This is a genomic window from Rhodococcus sp. NPDC056743, assembly GCF_042790355.1.
In the GTDB taxonomy this organism is placed as follows: Bacteria; Actinomycetota; Actinomycetes; order Mycobacteriales; family Mycobacteriaceae; genus Rhodococcus_F.
Window position 1 is genome coordinate 1 of record NZ_JBHTZI010000017.1, and the last position, 17550, is coordinate 17550.

Genomic DNA, 17550 nt, shown 5'->3' on the forward strand with positions numbered 1-17550 from the left:
GAAATTTGGCCAGGCACTTCGTACAACCTCGTGTCACTCGCTGTGAAGCGGGAGTCGGTGTCCGTGTCGCTCTGACTTGGAATAAGTTACGCGAACCTTCAACGAATTAACAAATCGCCTGGTCACTCCACTTGGATGGAGAAGATTTCCGAGGTCACAGCGATTTCGGTGCCGGCAGAATCCGACTAACCCGCACAACTGCTCGATGTGACCCCGAGCACCCCGCTATTCGGTGCCGACCCGCTCGATGATTCCGCCCAGTCCGCGCAGATTCTCGACAAAGCGGGGATAGCCGCGATCGATATGGAAGATGTCGTGCACTTCGGTCACTCCATCAGCCACCAGGCCGGCAAGAACAAGACCAGCTCCGGCGCGAATGTCCGACGACCACACCGGCGCACTGGACAGAACCGGCACTCCCCTGATTACTGCATGGTGTCCGTCAGTCCGGGCGTCTGCACCTAAACGGATCATTTCCTCGACAAACCGGAAACGGGATTCGAACACGTTCTCGGTGATCATGGACGTTCCCTCCGCCACTGCCGCCAGTCCGATGGCCATGGGCTGCAGGTCTGTCGGGAATCCCGGGTACGGAAGCGTCGCGAAATTGACAGCTTTGGGCCGCTCACGTTGCACGACTCGAAAGCCGTCGACTTCCGGCGTCACTTCGGCGCCTGCAGTTCGTAGCTTGTCCAGGACCAAGCCCAGATGCTTGTGGTTGACCCCACGAACTCGCACGTCTCCCCTGGTCATCGACGCAGCGACGCCCCAGGTAGCTGCAACGATGCGATCACCGATCACTCGGTGTGTGGTCGGTTCCAGCTTGCGAACACCTTGAATGGTGAGCGTCGTGGAACCCCCACCACTGACCTTTGCCCCCATCTGGTTCAGCATGTTGCACAGGTCGACGATCTCCGGTTCACGCGCGGCATTGTCGATGACCGTTTCACCTCGCGCCAGAACTGCAGCCATGAGGATGTTTTCAGTAGCACCGACCGACGGAAATACGAGGCGGATATTCGCACCATGCAGGTCATCGGCCTGCGCCACAACACATCCGTGCTCGATTTCGCTCTGCGCACCGAGAAGCCGAAGGCCCGATTGATGCATGTCGAGTGGACGAGATCCGATCGCATCGCCACCGGGAAGGGCAACCACTGCCCGTCGACAACGCGCCACGAGCGGTCCCAAGACACACACCGATGCGCGGAACTGCTTCACCGCGTCGAAGTCGGCGTGGTACTTCGGTTCCGCCGGAGTCGTGATCCGAACTTCCGAATCCTCGAGTTCGACGTCGCACCCCAAGCCTCGCAGCACGTCCGCCATCAGGGGAACGTCGAGGATGTCAGGGCAGTTGGTCACGACGGTTGTGCCCTCGGCCAACAATGCCGCAGCCATCAGCTTCAGCACACTGTTCTTGGCGCCCCCGACTGAAACTTCACCTTCGAGGCGCTGACCCCCGGTTACAAGAAAGTGCTCACTCACGGTTCACAGCCTAGAGCCACAACCGCCGAAACTCCGCGCCGGTACCGTTGGCGTATGAGTGTTCACCTTACGAAGATCTACACCCGAACCGGCGACGACGGCACCACAGGACTGAGCGACTTTTCGCGCGTGTCCAAGAACGACCCGCGCCTGACCGCATATGCGGATTGCGATGAAACCAATGCCGCGATCGGTGTTGCGTTGGCTCTCGGAAACCCGCCGGAGAATCTGGTTGCGATACTTCGACAGATTCAGAACGACCTCTTCGACGCCGGAGCGGACCTGTCCACCCCGGTCGTGGAGAATCCCAAGTACCCACCGCTTCGCGTTACCCAGGCATACATCGATCGCCTCGAAGGTTGGTGCGATGAGCTCAATGATCAACTGGCACCGCTGAATTCGTTCATTCTGCCCGGCGGAACGCCGTTGGGTGCACTACTGCACGTTGCTCGGACCGTCTCTCGCCGAGCCGAACGAGCGGCATGGTCGGCTATCGACTCTCACCCTGACGACACGAGCGTTCTGCCTGCGAAATACCTCAACAGGCTGTCGGACTTGCTCTTCATCATGGGAAGAGTTGCCAATCCGAACGGTGATGTTCTCTGGAAGCCAGGTGCCGGCGCCTAATACGACGCCTACGGTCAGGCGGTACGTCGCCTACGGGCACGCCCGTCTGGCCGAGATTCCACCCAGGACAGGAAGGCAGTCAACGCTCCACTGTCCAAAGCGATTTCGTAGTTCGACTCCCCGTCGCGCACGCGCAGGACAACGATGTCGTCACTCATGATGTCGAATTCGGTACCCGAGGGAGAGCGACGGCTCTCGACCTCGATGCCTTGACGATCGACACGTGAATCCGGACCGGGCCGGAGAGAAGAAAGTTTGAAGAATACACACGAGCTTTCGCCGTAGCGAATGATTCCGTGCCGCCACCCGCTGTCCCCCGGCGAGGGCAGAACGCGAAGAAGTGCTGCAGTACCACCGCGGCGCAGGATCACCAGGCGGTACAGAAAAGCCGCGACGAGAACCGCGAGCAGCACAACCAGAATGATCAACACAGTCATTCCGAATGTCACTGTTCGTCGGCTCCCGTCGCGGCTTTGCTCTGATTAACTACGCGCGCTCGACTGCCCGAAGCTGACCCTTGGCGACCGCAATCGCCTCGTCGTCTGCCTGGGTGTCAGCGAGAACTGCCTTGGCAGCGTTCACGTCGATGTCCTCGGCCATGTCCGCGGACTCGGCCAGAATCGTGACGGTGGTAGCCGTCACCGACAGGAAACCGCCGTGAACTGCTGCGACGATGCGCTCACCGTCGACAGGCGTGATCGACACGGTACCGCCCTCGATGAGCTGGCCGAGGACCGGCTCATGCCCAGGCATGATGCCGATCTCGCCCTCGGTCGTCTGAGCGCTGACCAGCGTCGCCGTACCCGACCACAAGCGCTCCTCGACGGCAACGAGTTCTACGGTCATCTCAGCCATCGTGGACTACTTCCCGGCCATCTTCTTGGCTGCAGCCTCGACGTCGTCGAGTCCGCCACAGCTGTTGAATGCCTGCTCGGGCAGGTGATCGAACTCGCCCTTGCAGACGCGGTCGAAGGCTTCGATGGTGTCGCGGAGCGGCACGACGGAGCCGGGCTCACCGGTGAACTTCTCGGCAACGATGAAGTTCTGGCCGAGGAACTTCTGGATACGACGGGCGCGGCCCACGAGGACCTTGTCCTCTTCCTGAAGCTCGTCCATACCGAGGATGGCGATGATGTCCTGCAGTTCCTTGTACTTCTGCAGGATGCGCTTGACCTCGTTGGCAACACGGAAGTGCTCGGCACCGACGATGCCGGGCTCCAGGATGCGGGAGGTCGAGCTCAGCGGATCCACAGCGGGGTAAATACCCATCTGCGAAATCGGGCGCGAGAGCTCGGTGGTGGCATCGAGGTGCGCGAACGTCGTAGCCGGCGCGGGGTCGGTGTAGTCGTCGGCGGGCACGTAAATAGCCTGCAGCGACGTGATCGAGCGACCACGGGTCGAGGTGATGCGCTCCTGGAGCTCACCCATCTCGTCCGCCAGCGTGGGCTGGTAGCCCACTGCCGAAGGCATACGGCCGAGGAGAGTGGAAACCTCGGAACCTGCCTGCGTGAAGCGGAAGATGTTGTCGATGAACAGCAGAACGTCCTGGCCCTGAACGTCGCGGAAGTACTCCGCCATCGTCAGTGCGGACAGGGCGACGCGCATACGCGTTCCGGGCGGCTCATCCATCTGGCCGAAGACAAGGGCGGTGTCCTGAAGGACGCCCATCTCTTCCATTTCCAGGTGAAGGTCGGTGCCCTCACGGGTACGCTCACCGACGCCTGCGAACACCGAGGTGCCCGAGAACTCGCGAGCGATACGCGTGATCATTTCCTGGATCAGAACGGTCTTGCCGACGCCGGCACCACCGAACAGACCGATCTTTCCACCCTTGACGTACGGGGTGAGAAGGTCGATGACCTTGATACCGGTCTCGAGGATCTCGGTCTTACCTTCGAGCTGATCGAAGGCTGGTGGCTTGCGGTGGATGCCCCACTGCTCGCCGTCGCGGCCGAGGCCCGGGGTGTCGAGGCAATCGCCCAGTGCGTTGAACACGTGGCCCTTGACGACGTCACCGACGGGAACCGAGATCGGCTTGCCCGAGTCGGTCACTGCAGTGCCGCGGACCAGGCCGTCGGTGGGCTGCATGGAGACGGTGCGGACCAGGTTGTCACCGAGGTGCTGAGCAACCTCGAGCGTCAGCGTCTTGGCGACCGAGGGAAGTGTGATCTCGGCGTTCAGGGCGTTGAACAGTTCAGGAACAGCGCCACGCGGGAATTCAACGTCCACGACGGGACCGATGACCCGCACGACGCGGCCGGCTACGGCCGAAGCCGAACCTGCCCCGTTGTTTTCGGTTACTGCTGCGGTCATGTGCTAGTCACTTCCTGCGCTCGAGGCGAGCGCGTTGGCGCCGCCGACGATCTCGCTGATTTCCTGGGTGATCTGGGCCTGGCGAGCCTGGTTGGCCTGACGGCTCAACGTGTTCACCAGTTCGTTTGCGTTGTCCGTCGCGGCCTTCATAGCGGTACGACGGGCTGCCGACTCCGATGCCGCAGCATCGAGAAGCGACGAGAAGATTCGCGTGCTGACGTACTTCGGCAGAAGTGCGCCGAGCAACTTCTCCGGCTCCGGCTCGAAGCTGAAGTCAGCGACGGGACCGGTGGAGTGGTCGTCGTCGTGACCGTTGGTCAGCATGTCTTCACCGAGTTCGATGTGCTCTTCGGACACGGACACCTCGAGCGGAGCCATACGGCGAACCTCGGGGGTCTGCGTCAGCATCGACACGAAGCGGGTGTAGACGATATGGAGTTCGTCGACGCCCTCGATCGTGCCTTCGCCGTTCGGAGCGTCGACCTGGTTGCCCGAACCTGCCATGAAGAGTTCGACCAGGTGGCGACTGGCCTTCGCGGCATCCGAGTAACCCGGATCCTGCGAGAAGCCCGTCCACGCAGCACCGATGTTGCGGCCACGGAATGTGTAGTACCCGAGTCCCTTGGAACCGAGCACGTAGACAACCGGCTCCTTACCCTCGCTGCGGAGCAGAGTCATGAGCTCTTCTGCCTGCTTGAGGACGTTGGAGTTGTAGCCACCGCACATGCCGCGGTCACTGGTGACAACGAGCACCGCAGCCCGCTTGGGCTCCGGACGCTCGTTGAGCAGCGGGTGATCGAGCGAAGCAGACGCACTCGCCAATTCGGTGAGTACCTTCGTGATCTCCTCGGCATACGGCTTGGATGCGGCGACGCGAATCTGAGCCTTCGTGATACGCGAAGTCGCGATCAGTTCCTGTGCTTTGGTGATCTTCTTGGTCGAGTTGACCGACTTGATACGGGACCGCAATTCGAGAATGCTTGCCATCGATCAATCACTCTCCCTTCGGAATTCGCAGTGTCATGGGCGCGTACGTCACTTGCTGACGGTCTTGCGCTTGACGTTGATCTGCTCGTTCTCGACCTCGTCTGCGCCCAGAGCGGCGGCCTCGGCCTCGTTCACGACCCGGCTTCCGTCGGATGCGATGAAGCCTTCCTTGAACTTGTCGGTTGCAGCGATCAGCGCAGCAGCGTTGTCGGCATCGAGTGCCTTACCGCCGTTGATGCTGGCGTAAACGCCGGCAGCCGAGTGCTTGAGGTCTTCGAGCAGTTCCTTCTCGAAGCGACGGACGTCGCCGATCGGGACGCTGTCGAAGGTGCCTTCGCCGGCGAGGTAGATCGAGATGATCTGGTCTTCGACGGGGATCGGGCTGTACTGATCCTGCTTGAGCAGCTCGACCAGACGGGCACCGCGCTCGAGCTGAGCCTTGGAGGCAGCGTCGAGGTCGGATGCGAAGGCGGAGAACGCTTCGAGCTCACGGAACTGAGCCAGTTCCAGACGCAACGAACCGGAAACCTTCTTCATGCCCTTGGTCTGTGCAGCGCCACCGACGCGGGAGACCGAGATACCGACGTTGATCGCGGGGCGAACGCCCTTGTTGAACAGGTCGGACTCGAGGAAGACCTGGCCGTCGGTGATGGAAATGACGTTGGTCGGGATGTACGCCGAGACGTCGTTTGCCTTGGTCTCGATGATCGGCAGAGCCGTCAACGAGCCACCGCCGAGTGCGTCGGACAGCTTCGCCGAACGCTCCAGCAGACGGGAGTGCAAGTAGAAGACGTCACCGGGGTACGCCTCGCGTCCCGGCGGGCGACGCAGCAGCAGCGAGATGGCGCGGTACGCCTCTGCCTGCTTGGTCAGGTCGTCGAACACGACCAGAACGTGCTTGCCCTGGTACATCCAGTGCTGGCCGATGGCCGAGCCGGTGTACGGTGCGAGCCACTTGAAGCCTGCGGAATCAGAAGCCGGAGCAGCGACGATGGTGGTGTATTCCATCGCACCCTTCTCCTCGAGGGCAGCCTTGACGCCCGCGATGGTGGAGCCCTTCTGACCGATGGCAACGTAGATGCAGCGAACCTGCTTGTTGACATCGCCGGAATCCCAGTTGGCCTTCTGGTTCAGGATCGCGTCGATGCAGACCGCGGTCTTGCCGGTCTTGCGGTCGCCGATGATGAGCTGGCGCTGGCCGCGGCCGATCGGGGTCATGGCGTCGATAGCCTTGATACCCGTCTGGAGCGGCTCTTCGACCGGCTGGCGCTCGAGCACCGAAGCGGCCTGCAGTTCGAGTGCACGGTTTTCGGTGCTCTCGATCTCGCCGAGGCCGTCGATAGGAGCACCCAACGGGTCGATGACGCGGCCGAGGAAAGCGTCGCCGACGGGAACCGACAGAACGTCGCCCGTGCGCTTTACTTCCTGGCCTTCTTGAATGTTCTGGTAGTCACCCAGGATGACTGCACCGATTTCGGTGGCATCCAGGTTGAGCGCGACGCCGACGATTCCACCGGGGAACTCCAACAGTTCGTTGGACATAGCCGAAGGCAGGCCAGAGACGTGCGCAATGCCGTCACTGGTGTCGGTCACTGTGCCGACCTCCTCACGGGAGGCCTCCGGGGAGTAGCTCGCGGTGTAGTTGTCGATCGCGCTACGGATCTCGTCGGAGGAGATCGTCAGCTCCGCCATGTTTTTCCTGCTCTCGGTATCTGGTCTTCGAAAAGATCTGGAGTGTGTGTTCGGCTGAAGGACTATTTGAGGTTCTTCCGCAGTGCTGCGAGTCGTCCCGCTGCACTACCGTCGATGACCTCGTCGCCCACCCGGACGACCAAGCCGCTGAGAAGTGCGGGATCGATCTCGACGTGCACGGTGACCGGCTTCCCGTAGGTGCGGGTAAGTGTGCTCGTCAGACGATCCGTCTGCTCCGCACTCAACGCCGAAGCGCTGCGCACGTGGGCAACAGCGACATCACGCTGCGCGGCGGCAAGATTCGACAGCTGGTCGAAAGTGTCTGCGGGTGCAGACTTCAACCGGCCGACGGCCTGTCCGGCAAGTGCCTCGGTGACCGCGGTGACCTTGCCGTAGAGCAGGCGCGAAAGGAACTCACGCTTGCGGGCTGCGGGAACCGACAGATCCGAGAGCGTCTGCTCCAGGCTGGGATCCCCTGCCACGATGCGACCGAGACGGAACAGCTCGTCCTCGACGGTGTCCAACTGACCCTGATCTGCGGCGGCGCGGAGCAGAGCTTCGCGGCCGAGCAGTTCGAGCGAGTTGACCAGGTCGCGGCCCGCTGACCAATCCTGGCCTGCAGCTGCTTTCACGGTTGCCAGCGCTTCCGCGCCGACCTTCCCGGAGAACAACTGCTCGGCCAAAGCCTGGCGACCAGCGACCGGTGCCGAAGCGTCAGCCAGCGCGCTGCGAAGAGCGCGCTGGCCGTCGAGTACCTCGACCACCGAGAAGAGCTCGGACCCAGCCTGCGCAGCGGCCGCGGTAGCGGCACCTGCAGAGACTGCGCCCAGGGCGCTGCTCAGCGCAGAACGCGTCTGCGCCAAGGATTCACGGCTCGCTGCGTACATGTTGCTCACTTCCTGGCTGAATCAGCGCTGACGGCGTCGAGCTCGTTGAGGAATCGATCAACCGTTCCGGCACGCTTCACGTCGTCGGCGAGGGACTCTCCGATGACCTTCTCGGCCAGGTCTACAGCGGTCTTGCCGAGATCCGAGCGGAGCTCAGCGACGATCTGCTGACGCTGGGCGACGAGCTGGCTGTGGCCTGCGGCCACGATGCGATCGCTCTCCTCCTGCGCCTGAACCTTCATGTCGGCAATGATCTGCTGACCCTGGGTGCGCGCTTCCTCACGGATCTGCGCGGCCTCGGTACGGGCATCGGCGAGCTGCGCGCGATATTCTTCGAGCGCTGCCTTTGCCTCGGCCTGTGCCTCTTCGGCCTTCTGGATCCCGCCCTCGATCTGCTCGGTGCGATCGGCAAGAACCTTCTGGAACATCGGAAGTACGAACTTCCAGAAGACAAAACCGACAATCACGAGGCAGACGATGGACCATACGATGTCGTACGTCGCGGGCAGGAGAGGGTTAGGTGTTTCACCCTCAGCGGCCGCGAGCAGTGTAATGGTGGCTGCCATGTCGGTCTCTTAGAAAATGAAGCCGGCAACGAGGCCGATCAGCGCGAGGGCCTCGGTGAATGCAATACCGAGGAACATGGTGGTACGAACCTGTCCGGCCATCTCGGGCTGGCGAACCATGCCCTCGATTGCCTTACCGACAACGATGCCGATGCCGATGCCGGGGCCGATTGCCGCGAGGCCGTAGCCGATGGCGCCATAACCCTTGTTGGTGATGGTCTGCTCGGCAACTTCCTGTGCCAGGTAAGCGACGCTCATGGTGTTCCATTCCCTTTCAGTTGACCTCCGCCGGTGTCGACGGAAGGCTCAGTTCTTGGTGTAGCTGAAATGTGGTGTGGTCAGTGCTCGTCTGCGTGCAGCGCGATGTCGATGTAGACCGCGGCCAGCAGCGCAAAGACGTAAGCCTGCAGGAAGATGACCAGCAGCTCGAAGAACGTGAATGCAAGGCCGGCAATGATCGACGGAATGCCGAATACCGCCTGGAATCCGCCGGACACGAAGAAGAAGTAGTTCGTCGCGCTGAAGAACAGCACCAGCAGGATGTGGCCGGCCAACATGTTGGCCATAAGACGAACCATCAGCGTGAACGGGCGCAGTACGAACGTCGAGATGAACTCGATCGGAATCAACAAGACGTGCAGTGCAGGAGGAACGCCGGGAACGACGATGGTGCTCTTCACGTACTTGAAGAAGCCGTACTTCTTGATGCCGACGTAGTTGAACACGATGTAGGCAAGCGCGGCTAGAACCAACGGCATGCCGATACGTGCGTTCGGCGAGATGTTCAAGAAGGGGATGATTGCGGAGACGTTGCTGGCGATCACGAGGAAGAAGATCGTCGTGATGACCGGCAGGAAGCGCTTGCCCTGTTCCTTACCGAGAACGTCTTCAGCGATCTGAATGCGAACGAAGTCCAGGGCGATCTCGGCCACGTTCTGCACGCCACGCGGAATCAACCGCGGACTACGCATTGCAATTGCGAAGAACGCTGCAACCAACACCGACATCAGGATGCGGATGAGCATCAGTCGGTCGAGCTCGAAGGGGCCCGCGTGAATCAACACGGAGGGCGGGAAAAAATCGTCTAGTGACGGCGCATGGAATTCATCCGCGGCCAGGGTGGTGACGCTCAGCGTTCTCTCCCGTAGTCGGTCCGCAGCCATCATTGACTGCGGTTCGATCGGACATTGACGATCTACAAGTCGACAAGTTCGACTCGCGCATTCGTCAGCTGCTGGAGAACCCTTGCGGGGCCTGGCTTCTGTCGGTGTCGGCGACTCTCGTCGACTCAGTGGCCCAGAATATCGACCACCTGCGAGCACATGGCATTGTCGGCTGAGGGTTACCTAGCCTGCCTTTGCTCTCGCTTGACGCTGACCCTACCAAGCCGTCTACGACATTGTGTAGATGGGGTACCTGAAAGGGCAGTTTGTTACGTTTTGTAGTACTACTCGTCGTCGTTGACGGGATCGCTCGGGGTGGGCTCGACGTACGGCGTCTTGGTTCCGAGAACGCCGTACGTTTCCGCCCCGAGGACGATAACCAACGCGAAGACCATGACCAGTACCAACGAGGTCTTGTCGTAGAAGTCGAGCGGTTTCAGGATCGCGAGCACCACGATCGCCAGGATCATCTTGAGCAACCAGGTCCCGAGAAGAACGGCGCCGGCGGTCAGAGCAGGCAACTTCGACGTGAGAAGCACGCCCAGCGCGGTGAACAGAATGAACCCGCCGCCCACAGCCGCCCCGAGAAGCGCGCCGTACAGGCCTTCCTTACCGCCGATCAGCCACCCGAGCAGGGAACCGACGATGGTCAGCACAACCAGTCCGATCACGCCCCACTTCACTGCAGAGCGCATTGCTGCGGTCGAATCGGGAATGGGCTGCGATGCCGGCACTGATTGCGGGGTGTTCGTCACGATGCCAAGGGTAATGGATCGGAAAAGCTGGCTACTGTCGCTCCTGCTGGCGATCACGCAGCGACGGGATCGCGGTGAACAGAAATGCTGCAAGCATTCCGGCGGCAACGAGGACAACAACCAACTGTCGATCCAAGAGCGAAGATCCCACGGCGCCGAAGGCCAGAACGCCCACCCAGGAGTAGATGACCAGCACAACCCGGCGATGAGTGTGTCCGATCTGCAGCAACCGGTGATGCAGATGCATCTTGTCCGGACTGAACGGACTGACGCCGGCCCGCGTGCGACGGATGACAGCGAGCAGCATGTCCAGCATGGGGATGAACATCACAGCACCGACCAGCAACAACGGTGCGAGTAGAGCGACAAGGTCGCGCGTACCGTACGCCGTCAGCGGAATCCGTCCAGACGCGGAAGTCGAAATCGCGGCGAGCATGAGTCCGATCAACATGGATCCGGAATCACCCATGAAGATCCGTGCCGGATTGAAATTATGCGGCAGGAAGCCGAGGCACGCTCCGGCGAGAGCAGCAGCGATCATCGCCGGTGGGTACACGCTCACATCGCCACCTTGATCGTGCAGGAGTCCGATCGAGAAGAGCAGAATCGCGACCGCTGCGATGAGGCCGAGGCCAGCCGCCAGACCGTCGAGACCGTCGACGAAATTCATGGCGTTGATGGTCGCGACAGCAACAGCAACGGTGAACAGACCCGATTGAATCTGATCGAGAATGATCGTCGATCCGCCATCCCCGAATGGGTTGTAGATGATGAACCAACTAACGCCCATCACCACCATGATTCCGGCGGCAGTCACCTGGCCGACAAATTTCGTGAGAGCGTCGAGCCCCCACTTGTCATCGATGATGCCGACCAGAACGATCACGCCGCCGGACACCAGCGCCGCTTGAACGTCAGGACTGTCGAACTCGAATCCTCGTGTCAGAGCAGGCAATTGCTGCGCAAAGAGCAGCCCGGCAGCCAGGCCCACATACATGCCGACGCCACCGAGACGGGGCGTCGGCTTGACGTGAACGTCACGGTCGCGCGGGATCGCGACCGCGCCGAACCGAATTGCCAGGATCCGCACGGCGCCGGTGGCCAGATAGGTGACCACAGCAGCGGTGCACAGAACCAGGAGGAGTTCTCGGATCGGTACGCCCACTCCCCCGCTGGACTGCGCGAGGATCTCGGTGGCCCGGTGCGTCGTGATCACTGGGGATAATCACCCGTGTTCTGGCGGGCACCGACCATCGTTACGAAACTCCCTCTACAAGGCTTTCCGGGGTGGTGCCCAACACGTCTGCGATATCTTCCGCGGACACAGCGCCGACCCGCAGGATACGGGGCGAGTCGCCGGTCAGATCCACGATCGTCGACGCCACCGCATGCGCTGCCGGGCCGCCGTCGAGGTAGACACTGGCCGAGCCGCCGAGCTGATCGCGGGCTTCGTCGACCGTGGTGGCCGGTGGCCGTCCGGAGATGTTGGCGCTGGACACGGCCAGTGGCCCGACGTCGCGCAACAATTCCAGGGCGACAGGGTGCAGCGGCATGCGAAGCATGACCGTTCCGCGTGTATCGCCAAGATCCCAGGCCAACGAGGGCGCTTGTTCGACAACCAAACTCAGCCCGCCCGGCCAGAATGCGCGAACGAGATCGCGTGCCTGCGGGCGCACGCTGTAGACGAGTCCGTCGATGGTGTTCCAGGATCCGACGAGAACGGGAACCGGCATGTCCCGGCCGCGTCCCTTCGCGCGAAGGAGGCTCGTGACCGCCTCGCTGTCAAAGGCATCGGCAGCCAATCCGTACAGAGTGTCCGTCGGAAGGACAACCAGGCGTCCGGCTTTGAGTGCATTCTTAGCGGCAGCTAGACCTGCCGTGCGGGTATCAATTTCACTACAATCGTAAACGGTGCTCACTGGACCATCCTGTCACTCGGCATTCCGTGGTCTCGCTCACGCTGGGCTTCCACGCTCGTGGCGACGCGTCTCGCGACAACAAAACGGGGGCGACCGGCCAGGTCCGGATGCTGCTCGACTTCACCGAATACCCGTCGACCCGAGAACAGTGCCGCGACGCCGTCACCATTGGTGTCGTCGTGTTCGATCCCCGCGGCACCGCCGATCCGCAGCCAGCGTGCGATGTTGCTGATCATGGGTTTGATCACGGACAAACCGTCCGGCCCACCGAAGAGAGCCGTGTGCGGGTCGTAATCCATGACCTCGGGCTGCAACTGCGCCCCTTCGGGAATGTACGGCGGGTTGGAGACGACAAGATCGACTTTGCCTTCGAGTGCCTGCAGCAGATTTCGATCGGTGACGTCACCTTGATGAAGATGAATCGGGGTATCCCCGGCGGCTTCGCGGTCCGCGGCGTTACGACGCGCCCACGCGAGCGCTGCCGGTTCCTTCTCCACGGCGTGCACCACCGCATCTGGCCTCGCCTCGGCGATGGACAGCGCGAGCACTCCGGAGCCGGTGCACAGATCCAGCACCACCGGCGGCCTGCTGCCGCATCCTTCGAGGAACGAGAGCGCCCAGCCCATCAGCAACTCGGTTTCCGGACGGGGAATGAAGACACCCGGGCCAACGGCGACGTCGATATTGCCCATCGACGCGCTGCCGATGATGTGCTGCAACGGGATTCGCTTCACGCGCTGCGCGACCATACCGTTGAACGCCTCGATGACTTCGGCATCGACCAACGGAACCAGGCCCAAACGCGTGCGCTCGATACCGAGTAGGTGCGACGCCAGTAGTTCGGCATCGGTACGTGGGCTGGGCACGCCGGCCGCATCGAGCTCTTTGGCGGCCTCGATCAGCGCCAAACGGAGTGGGAGTCTGCTCACGCGTACAGCCTGCCACGCGTGACCGTTTCGCGAGTTGTCATGTCGCCCGCCTATTCGGCCGCGAGGCGGGCTTCGCGGTCCGCCTTGCCCAATGCGTCGAGGAGCGGATCAAGCTCACCGTCGAGGACTGCGTCGAGGTTGTGCGACTTGAATCCGATGCGGTGATCGGTGATGCGGTTCTCGGGAAAGTTGTAGGTGCGGATGCGTTCGGAGCGGTCGACGGTCCGAACCTGGCTCTGACGCCCGGCCGATGCTTCCGCGTCCGCCGCTTCCTCCGCGACAACCTGCAGACGAGCAGCCAGCACCTGCATGGCGCGGGCCTTGTTCTGAAGCTGCGAGCGCTCGTTCTGGCACGTGACGACAATTCCGGTGGGCAGGTGAGTGATTCGCACTGCGGAGTCGGTGGTGTTGACGCCCTGACCGCCCTTGCCCGACGAACGGTAGACGTCGATGCGCAGATCACCCTCGTCGATCTGAACCTGCTCGACCTCTTCGGGTTCCGGGTACACCAGAACACCGGCGGCAGAAGTGTGCACGCGCCCCTGAGATTCGGTGACGGGCACGCGCTGGACGCGGTGAACGCCGCCTTCGAACTTGAGTCGTGCCCACACACCGTCCGGGGTGTCGGACTTACTCTTGATCGAAATGGTTGCTTCTTTGTATCCGCCGAGGTCGGACACCGTCGCATCGAGGATTTCGACGCGCCAGCCGTGACGTTCCGCGTAGCGGACATACATGCGGGCCAGGTCGGAAGCAAAGAGAGCAGACTCCTCGCCGCCTTCGCCCGACTTCACTTCGAGGACGACGTCGTCGCCGTCGTGGGGGTCACGCGGGGCAAGCTGATCGGTCAGCGTCTGCTCGAGCTGTGCGACCTCGGCCTCGAGGTCCGGAATCTCGGCGGCAAAGCTGGAATCGTCTGCGGCAAGTTCACGTGCGGCTTCCAGATCGTCCTGCGCCGACGTGAGCTTGTTGTACGTCGACATGATGGGCGAGAGCTCGGCGAACCGCTTTCCGACGCGGCGGGCAGCCGTCGGATCGTTGTGCAGCGCCGGATCGGACATCTGCGCTTCGAGACCGGCATGTTCTGCCAGGATGTCGTCGATGGCCGAGGGCTTGGTTGCGCCTGCCATGGTTCGCTCCGCTCTGAGTTTCGTTTCCTACGGTGCGCGCTTCAAAAGATAATTCGACGCTACTACCCGGGAAACGCGCAAAACCGAGTGCAGGCACAAAAAAGCCGACGCCCGATCTGCACATGGCAAATCGGGCGTCGGCGGAACAGCTAGTCTTCGGTCTGAACCTTGCTGTCTGCGCGCTTGCCGTAGCGAGCCTCGAAGCGAGCCACGCGTCCACCGGTGTCAAGAATCTTCTGCTTGCCCGTGTAGAAGGGGTGGCACTGCGAGCAAACCTCGACGTTGATGCGTCCGGACTCCTTGGTGCTGTGAGTCTCGAACGTGTTACCGCAACCGCAAACGACGGTGGTCGCTACGTAGGTTGGGTGGATTCCTGCCTTCATGGTGTCCCTTTCAATGGTCGCCGGGTCGACGTCGCCAATCGACATCGTGAACCGGAACCGGACTCGGCCGTTCAGTATGCCAGACGTGGTGGTAGAGCCGGTAATCCGCGTCTGAACTTCCTGAAGGAAGTGGGCTGTACGAATTCCATAACGCACTCCCCCGTCAGTTTGTTCCACAGATGCAAAGAACCCCACAGCCATGGGCTATGGGGTTCTTCGCATCTGACTGAAGGTCAGTCGTCGATTGCGCCTGGTGCGGTCTTCGAGACCTGCATCAAGAACTCGAGGTTGTTCTTGCTCTTCTTCAGGCGGTCGATCAGCAGATCGATGGCCTGATGCGAGTCCAATCCGGACAGCACACGACGCAGCTTGTGCAGCACAGCGGCTTCGTCGGGGCTCAGGAGCAGCTCGTCCTTACGCGTACCGGACGGGTTGACGTCCACGGCCGGGAACACACGACGCTCGGCGATCTTGCGATCGAGTTTGAGCTCGGCGTTGCCGGTGCCCTTGAACTCTTCGAAGATCACGGTGTCGCCGGTGGAACCGGTCTCGACCATCGCGGTGGCGATGATGGTGAGCGAGCCACCGTTCTCGATGTTGCGGGCAGCACCGAGGAAACGCTTCGGCGGGTAGAGAGCCGTGGAGTCGACACCGCCGGAGAGGATTCGTCCCGACGCAGGTGAGGAGTTGTTGTACGCACGGCCCAATCGAGTGATCGAGTCGAGCAGAACCACGACGTCCTTGCCCATTTCCACGAGACGCTTCGCACGCTCGATCGCGAGTTCGGCGACCGAGGTGTGGTCTCCCGGCGGGCGGTCGAAGGTCGAGGAAATAACCTCGCCCTTCACGCTGCGCTGCATGTCGGTAACTTCCTCGGGACGCTCGTCCACGAGGACGACCATGAGGTAGCACTCCGGGTTGTTGGTTGCGATTGCGTTGGCGATCGCCTGCAACACGCTGGTCTTACCGGCCTTGGGCGGGCTCACGATGAGGGCGCGCTGGCCCTTGCCGATGGGCATTACCAAGTCGATGACACGCGTCGTCAGAATGTGCTGCTCGGTCTCGAGACGCAGACGCTGGTTCGGGTACAGCGGCGTGAGCTTGTTGAACTCGGGACGCTTCTTCGCGGCCTCGACGTCGCCACCGTTGACGGTGTCGATACGCACCAACGGGTTGAACTTCTGACGCTGGTTACCCTGGTCACCGTCACGGGATACGCGGACAGCACCGGTGATGGCGTCGCCGCGGCGAAGGCCGTTCTTGCGGATCAGGTTCATCGAGACGTAGACGTCGTTGGGTCCGGCGAGGTACCCCGACGTACGCACGAAGGCGTAGTTGTCGAGCACGTCGAGGATGCCGGCTACCGGCTGAAGGACGTCGTCCTCGCGAATTTCGGTCTCGCGTGACTCGTTGGGTGCACCACCCTCGCCGCGTTCGCGACCGCGGCCACGACGCTCACGGAAGCGGCGTCCGCGGCGTCCGCGGCCACCCTCTTCGTCGTCGTCCGGACCGTTGTTGCGGTTGTCGGTGCGCGGGCCCGCATTGTTCTGTCCGGCAGTGCTCTGGTTTCCGCGATCCTGACGATCCTGGTTACCGCGCTGACCTTGGTTGTCGCGCTGTCCCTGGTTGTCGCGCTGTCCCTGGTTGTCGCGGTTGTTGCGCTCGCGACGGGGACGCTCGGTGGGCTGCTCGGCAGAGCCGGACTGATCGGAATCGGTCCGGGTCTCGGCGCGCTCGTTCTGCTTGCGCTCGACGGGTGCTTCGGTTGCCGGTGCGGCTTCGACGCGGGCGGCCGGTGCCGTCTCCTGCTCGATGTTCAGCTCACCCTGGTCGGGTGAACCGGCGCGACGTGCAGCGCCGCGACGCTGACGGCCACGACGAGGAGCGCCCGCCTCGGCTTCTTCAGCAGTGGCAGGTGCCGCTGCGGCGGGCTCGGCTGCCGCAGTTTCGACAGGAGCCGGAGTTTCAACAGTTTCGGTGCGCGCGGCGCGAGTGCTCTTGGCGCGTGTGCGGGTCACCGGTGCGTCGTCGAGCGTGAGTTCACTCTGAGCGGGTGCAGCCTTGGCGCTGCCGCCCTGCCGTTCCTTGATCGCGGCGATCAAGTCGCCCTTGCGCATCCCGGAAGTGCCCTTGATGCCCAGTTCACCGGCAAGACTGCGCAGTTCGGTGAGCACCATGCCGGAGAGCCCGGCGCCACGACGTGCGTCGGCACGCTTCGTGGAGGTCGCCACCGCACCGCTGGGTGCTGAAGATGACGCCTGAGAATTGTCGCCTGACTGTGCCCCAGCGGAATTCGCCTTGGGTGCAGTGGTGGCGATGAGGTCCGTATCGGTCACGGAGGTCCTTTCCTTCCCTCACTTGCGCGGCGCAGAGTCGAGGGTTCGTCCCGAAGTTTCGATTGATTACCGAACTCGGAGGTGCCGTACTTAGTTGCATGTCGAGAGTTGCATGTCAAGAACTACCGGCTTGCCCGTCATCAACATGGCCGTCGGAAACCGGTGCTCGAAATGCCCCTGTTTCAAACAGACATGCTGTCGCACACCTGCCGCGACTGACGAAACATCGATGGTTGTGGCCATCGAGGATTCAGACCTTCTCGAGAAGGTACAAGTGCGAGGATCACGTCAAGGATTGTGGACCCCAATTCCCGACTGGGTAGGAGTTTGGCCCCTTGATGATGCACCGGCGACTGACGCGCACGATGTACGGACATT

At 62.1% G+C, this 17550-nt stretch carries 18 protein-coding genes; 1 reads left to right on the top strand and 17 read right to left on the bottom strand.

Translation table 11 applies throughout. The features are described 5' to 3' along the window. Nucleotides 1-225: 225 nt before the first annotated feature. On the bottom strand, nucleotides 226-1485 hold the full coding sequence (gene murA, locus ACFRFQ_RS29645) for a UDP-N-acetylglucosamine 1-carboxyvinyltransferase (protein WP_378665168.1): 1260 nt from the start codon (nucleotides 1483-1485) through the stop codon (nucleotides 226-228). Between the two features lie 54 nt (nucleotides 1486-1539). Here murA and ACFRFQ_RS29650 point away from each other — a divergent pair, with 54 nt between their 5' ends. Next, on the top strand, nucleotides 1540-2112 hold the full coding sequence (locus ACFRFQ_RS29650; protein WP_378665169.1) for a cob(I)yrinic acid a,c-diamide adenosyltransferase: 573 nt from the start codon (nucleotides 1540-1542) through the stop codon (nucleotides 2110-2112). A gap of 14 nt (nucleotides 2113-2126) precedes the next feature. Here the strand turns inward: ACFRFQ_RS29650 and ACFRFQ_RS29655 are convergent, their stop codons facing one another. The 16 genes from ACFRFQ_RS29655 to rho form a co-directional block, all read right to left on the bottom strand. After that, a complete protein-coding gene (locus ACFRFQ_RS29655; RefSeq protein ID WP_185993400.1) occupies nucleotides 2127-2549 on the bottom strand; it encodes a DUF2550 domain-containing protein in 423 nt (140 codons plus the stop codon). Nucleotides 2550-2598: 49 nt separating this feature from the next. Continuing rightward, on the bottom strand, nucleotides 2599-2967 hold the full coding sequence (locus ACFRFQ_RS29660) for a F0F1 ATP synthase subunit epsilon (protein ID WP_138872757.1): 369 nt from the start codon (nucleotides 2965-2967) through the stop codon (nucleotides 2599-2601). A 6-nt stretch (nucleotides 2968-2973) separates the two neighbouring features. Then, nucleotides 2974-4425, bottom strand: a complete 1452-nt coding sequence (atpD, locus tag ACFRFQ_RS29665) for a F0F1 ATP synthase subunit beta (RefSeq protein WP_003941349.1) — start codon at nucleotides 4423-4425, stop codon at nucleotides 2974-2976. Nucleotides 4426-4428: 3 nt separating this feature from the next. Further along, nucleotides 4429-5412 (bottom strand): F0F1 ATP synthase subunit gamma, encoded by a 984-nt coding sequence (locus ACFRFQ_RS29670; RefSeq protein ID WP_378665170.1) that lies wholly within the window; start codon nucleotides 5410-5412, stop codon nucleotides 4429-4431. A gap of 48 nt (nucleotides 5413-5460) precedes the next feature. After that, nucleotides 5461-7104, bottom strand: coding sequence for a F0F1 ATP synthase subunit alpha (gene atpA, locus ACFRFQ_RS29675; RefSeq protein ID WP_138872754.1), 1644 nt, complete (start codon nucleotides 7102-7104; stop codon nucleotides 5461-5463). A gap of 62 nt (nucleotides 7105-7166) precedes the next feature. Further along, the gene (locus ACFRFQ_RS29680) at nucleotides 7167-7991 is read right to left on the bottom strand and encodes a F0F1 ATP synthase subunit delta (RefSeq protein WP_378665171.1); all 825 of its coding nucleotides are present in this window, start codon (nucleotides 7989-7991) and stop codon (nucleotides 7167-7169) included. 5 nt (nucleotides 7992-7996) lie between these two features. Then, a complete protein-coding gene (locus tag ACFRFQ_RS29685) occupies nucleotides 7997-8557 on the bottom strand; it encodes a F0F1 ATP synthase subunit B (protein WP_378665172.1) in 561 nt (186 codons plus the stop codon). A 9-nt stretch (nucleotides 8558-8566) separates the two neighbouring features. Then, nucleotides 8567-8815 (bottom strand): ATP synthase F0 subunit C, encoded by a 249-nt coding sequence (locus ACFRFQ_RS29690; RefSeq protein WP_033236102.1) that lies wholly within the window; start codon nucleotides 8813-8815, stop codon nucleotides 8567-8569. Nucleotides 8816-8895: 80 nt separating this feature from the next. Beyond that, the gene (gene atpB / locus ACFRFQ_RS29695) at nucleotides 8896-9723 is read right to left on the bottom strand and encodes a F0F1 ATP synthase subunit A (protein WP_378665173.1); all 828 of its coding nucleotides are present in this window, start codon (nucleotides 9721-9723) and stop codon (nucleotides 8896-8898) included. 281 nt (nucleotides 9724-10004) lie between these two features. Then, on the bottom strand, nucleotides 10005-10475 hold the full coding sequence (locus tag ACFRFQ_RS29700; RefSeq protein ID WP_378665174.1) for a hypothetical protein: 471 nt from the start codon (nucleotides 10473-10475) through the stop codon (nucleotides 10005-10007). A 31-nt stretch (nucleotides 10476-10506) separates the two neighbouring features. Next, a complete protein-coding gene (locus ACFRFQ_RS29705; protein WP_378665175.1) occupies nucleotides 10507-11691 on the bottom strand; it encodes a glycosyltransferase family 4 protein in 1185 nt (394 codons plus the stop codon). 40 nt (nucleotides 11692-11731) lie between these two features. Next, complete coding sequence (locus ACFRFQ_RS29710; protein ID WP_033236099.1) at nucleotides 11732-12394, bottom strand: L-threonylcarbamoyladenylate synthase; 663 nt, start codon at nucleotides 12392-12394, stop codon at nucleotides 11732-11734. After that, a complete protein-coding gene (gene prmC / locus ACFRFQ_RS29715; RefSeq protein ID WP_378665176.1) occupies nucleotides 12391-13323 on the bottom strand; it encodes a peptide chain release factor N(5)-glutamine methyltransferase in 933 nt (310 codons plus the stop codon). The genes ACFRFQ_RS29710 and prmC overlap by 4 nt, the downstream gene beginning before the upstream one ends. Before the next feature lie 50 nt (nucleotides 13324-13373). Further along, nucleotides 13374-14453 carry a peptide chain release factor 1 gene (gene prfA, locus ACFRFQ_RS29720; RefSeq protein ID WP_378665177.1) on the bottom strand — a complete coding sequence of 360 codons (1080 nt, stop codon included), beginning with the start codon at nucleotides 14451-14453 and terminating at the stop codon, nucleotides 13374-13376. A 149-nt stretch (nucleotides 14454-14602) separates the two neighbouring features. Continuing rightward, complete coding sequence (rpmE, locus tag ACFRFQ_RS29725) at nucleotides 14603-14836, bottom strand: 50S ribosomal protein L31 (protein ID WP_033236138.1); 234 nt, start codon at nucleotides 14834-14836, stop codon at nucleotides 14603-14605. A 233-nt stretch (nucleotides 14837-15069) separates the two neighbouring features. Then, nucleotides 15070-17172 (bottom strand): transcription termination factor Rho, encoded by a 2103-nt coding sequence (gene rho / locus ACFRFQ_RS29730; protein WP_378665178.1) that lies wholly within the window; start codon nucleotides 17170-17172, stop codon nucleotides 15070-15072. Between the last annotated feature and the right edge of the window lie 378 nt (nucleotides 17173-17550).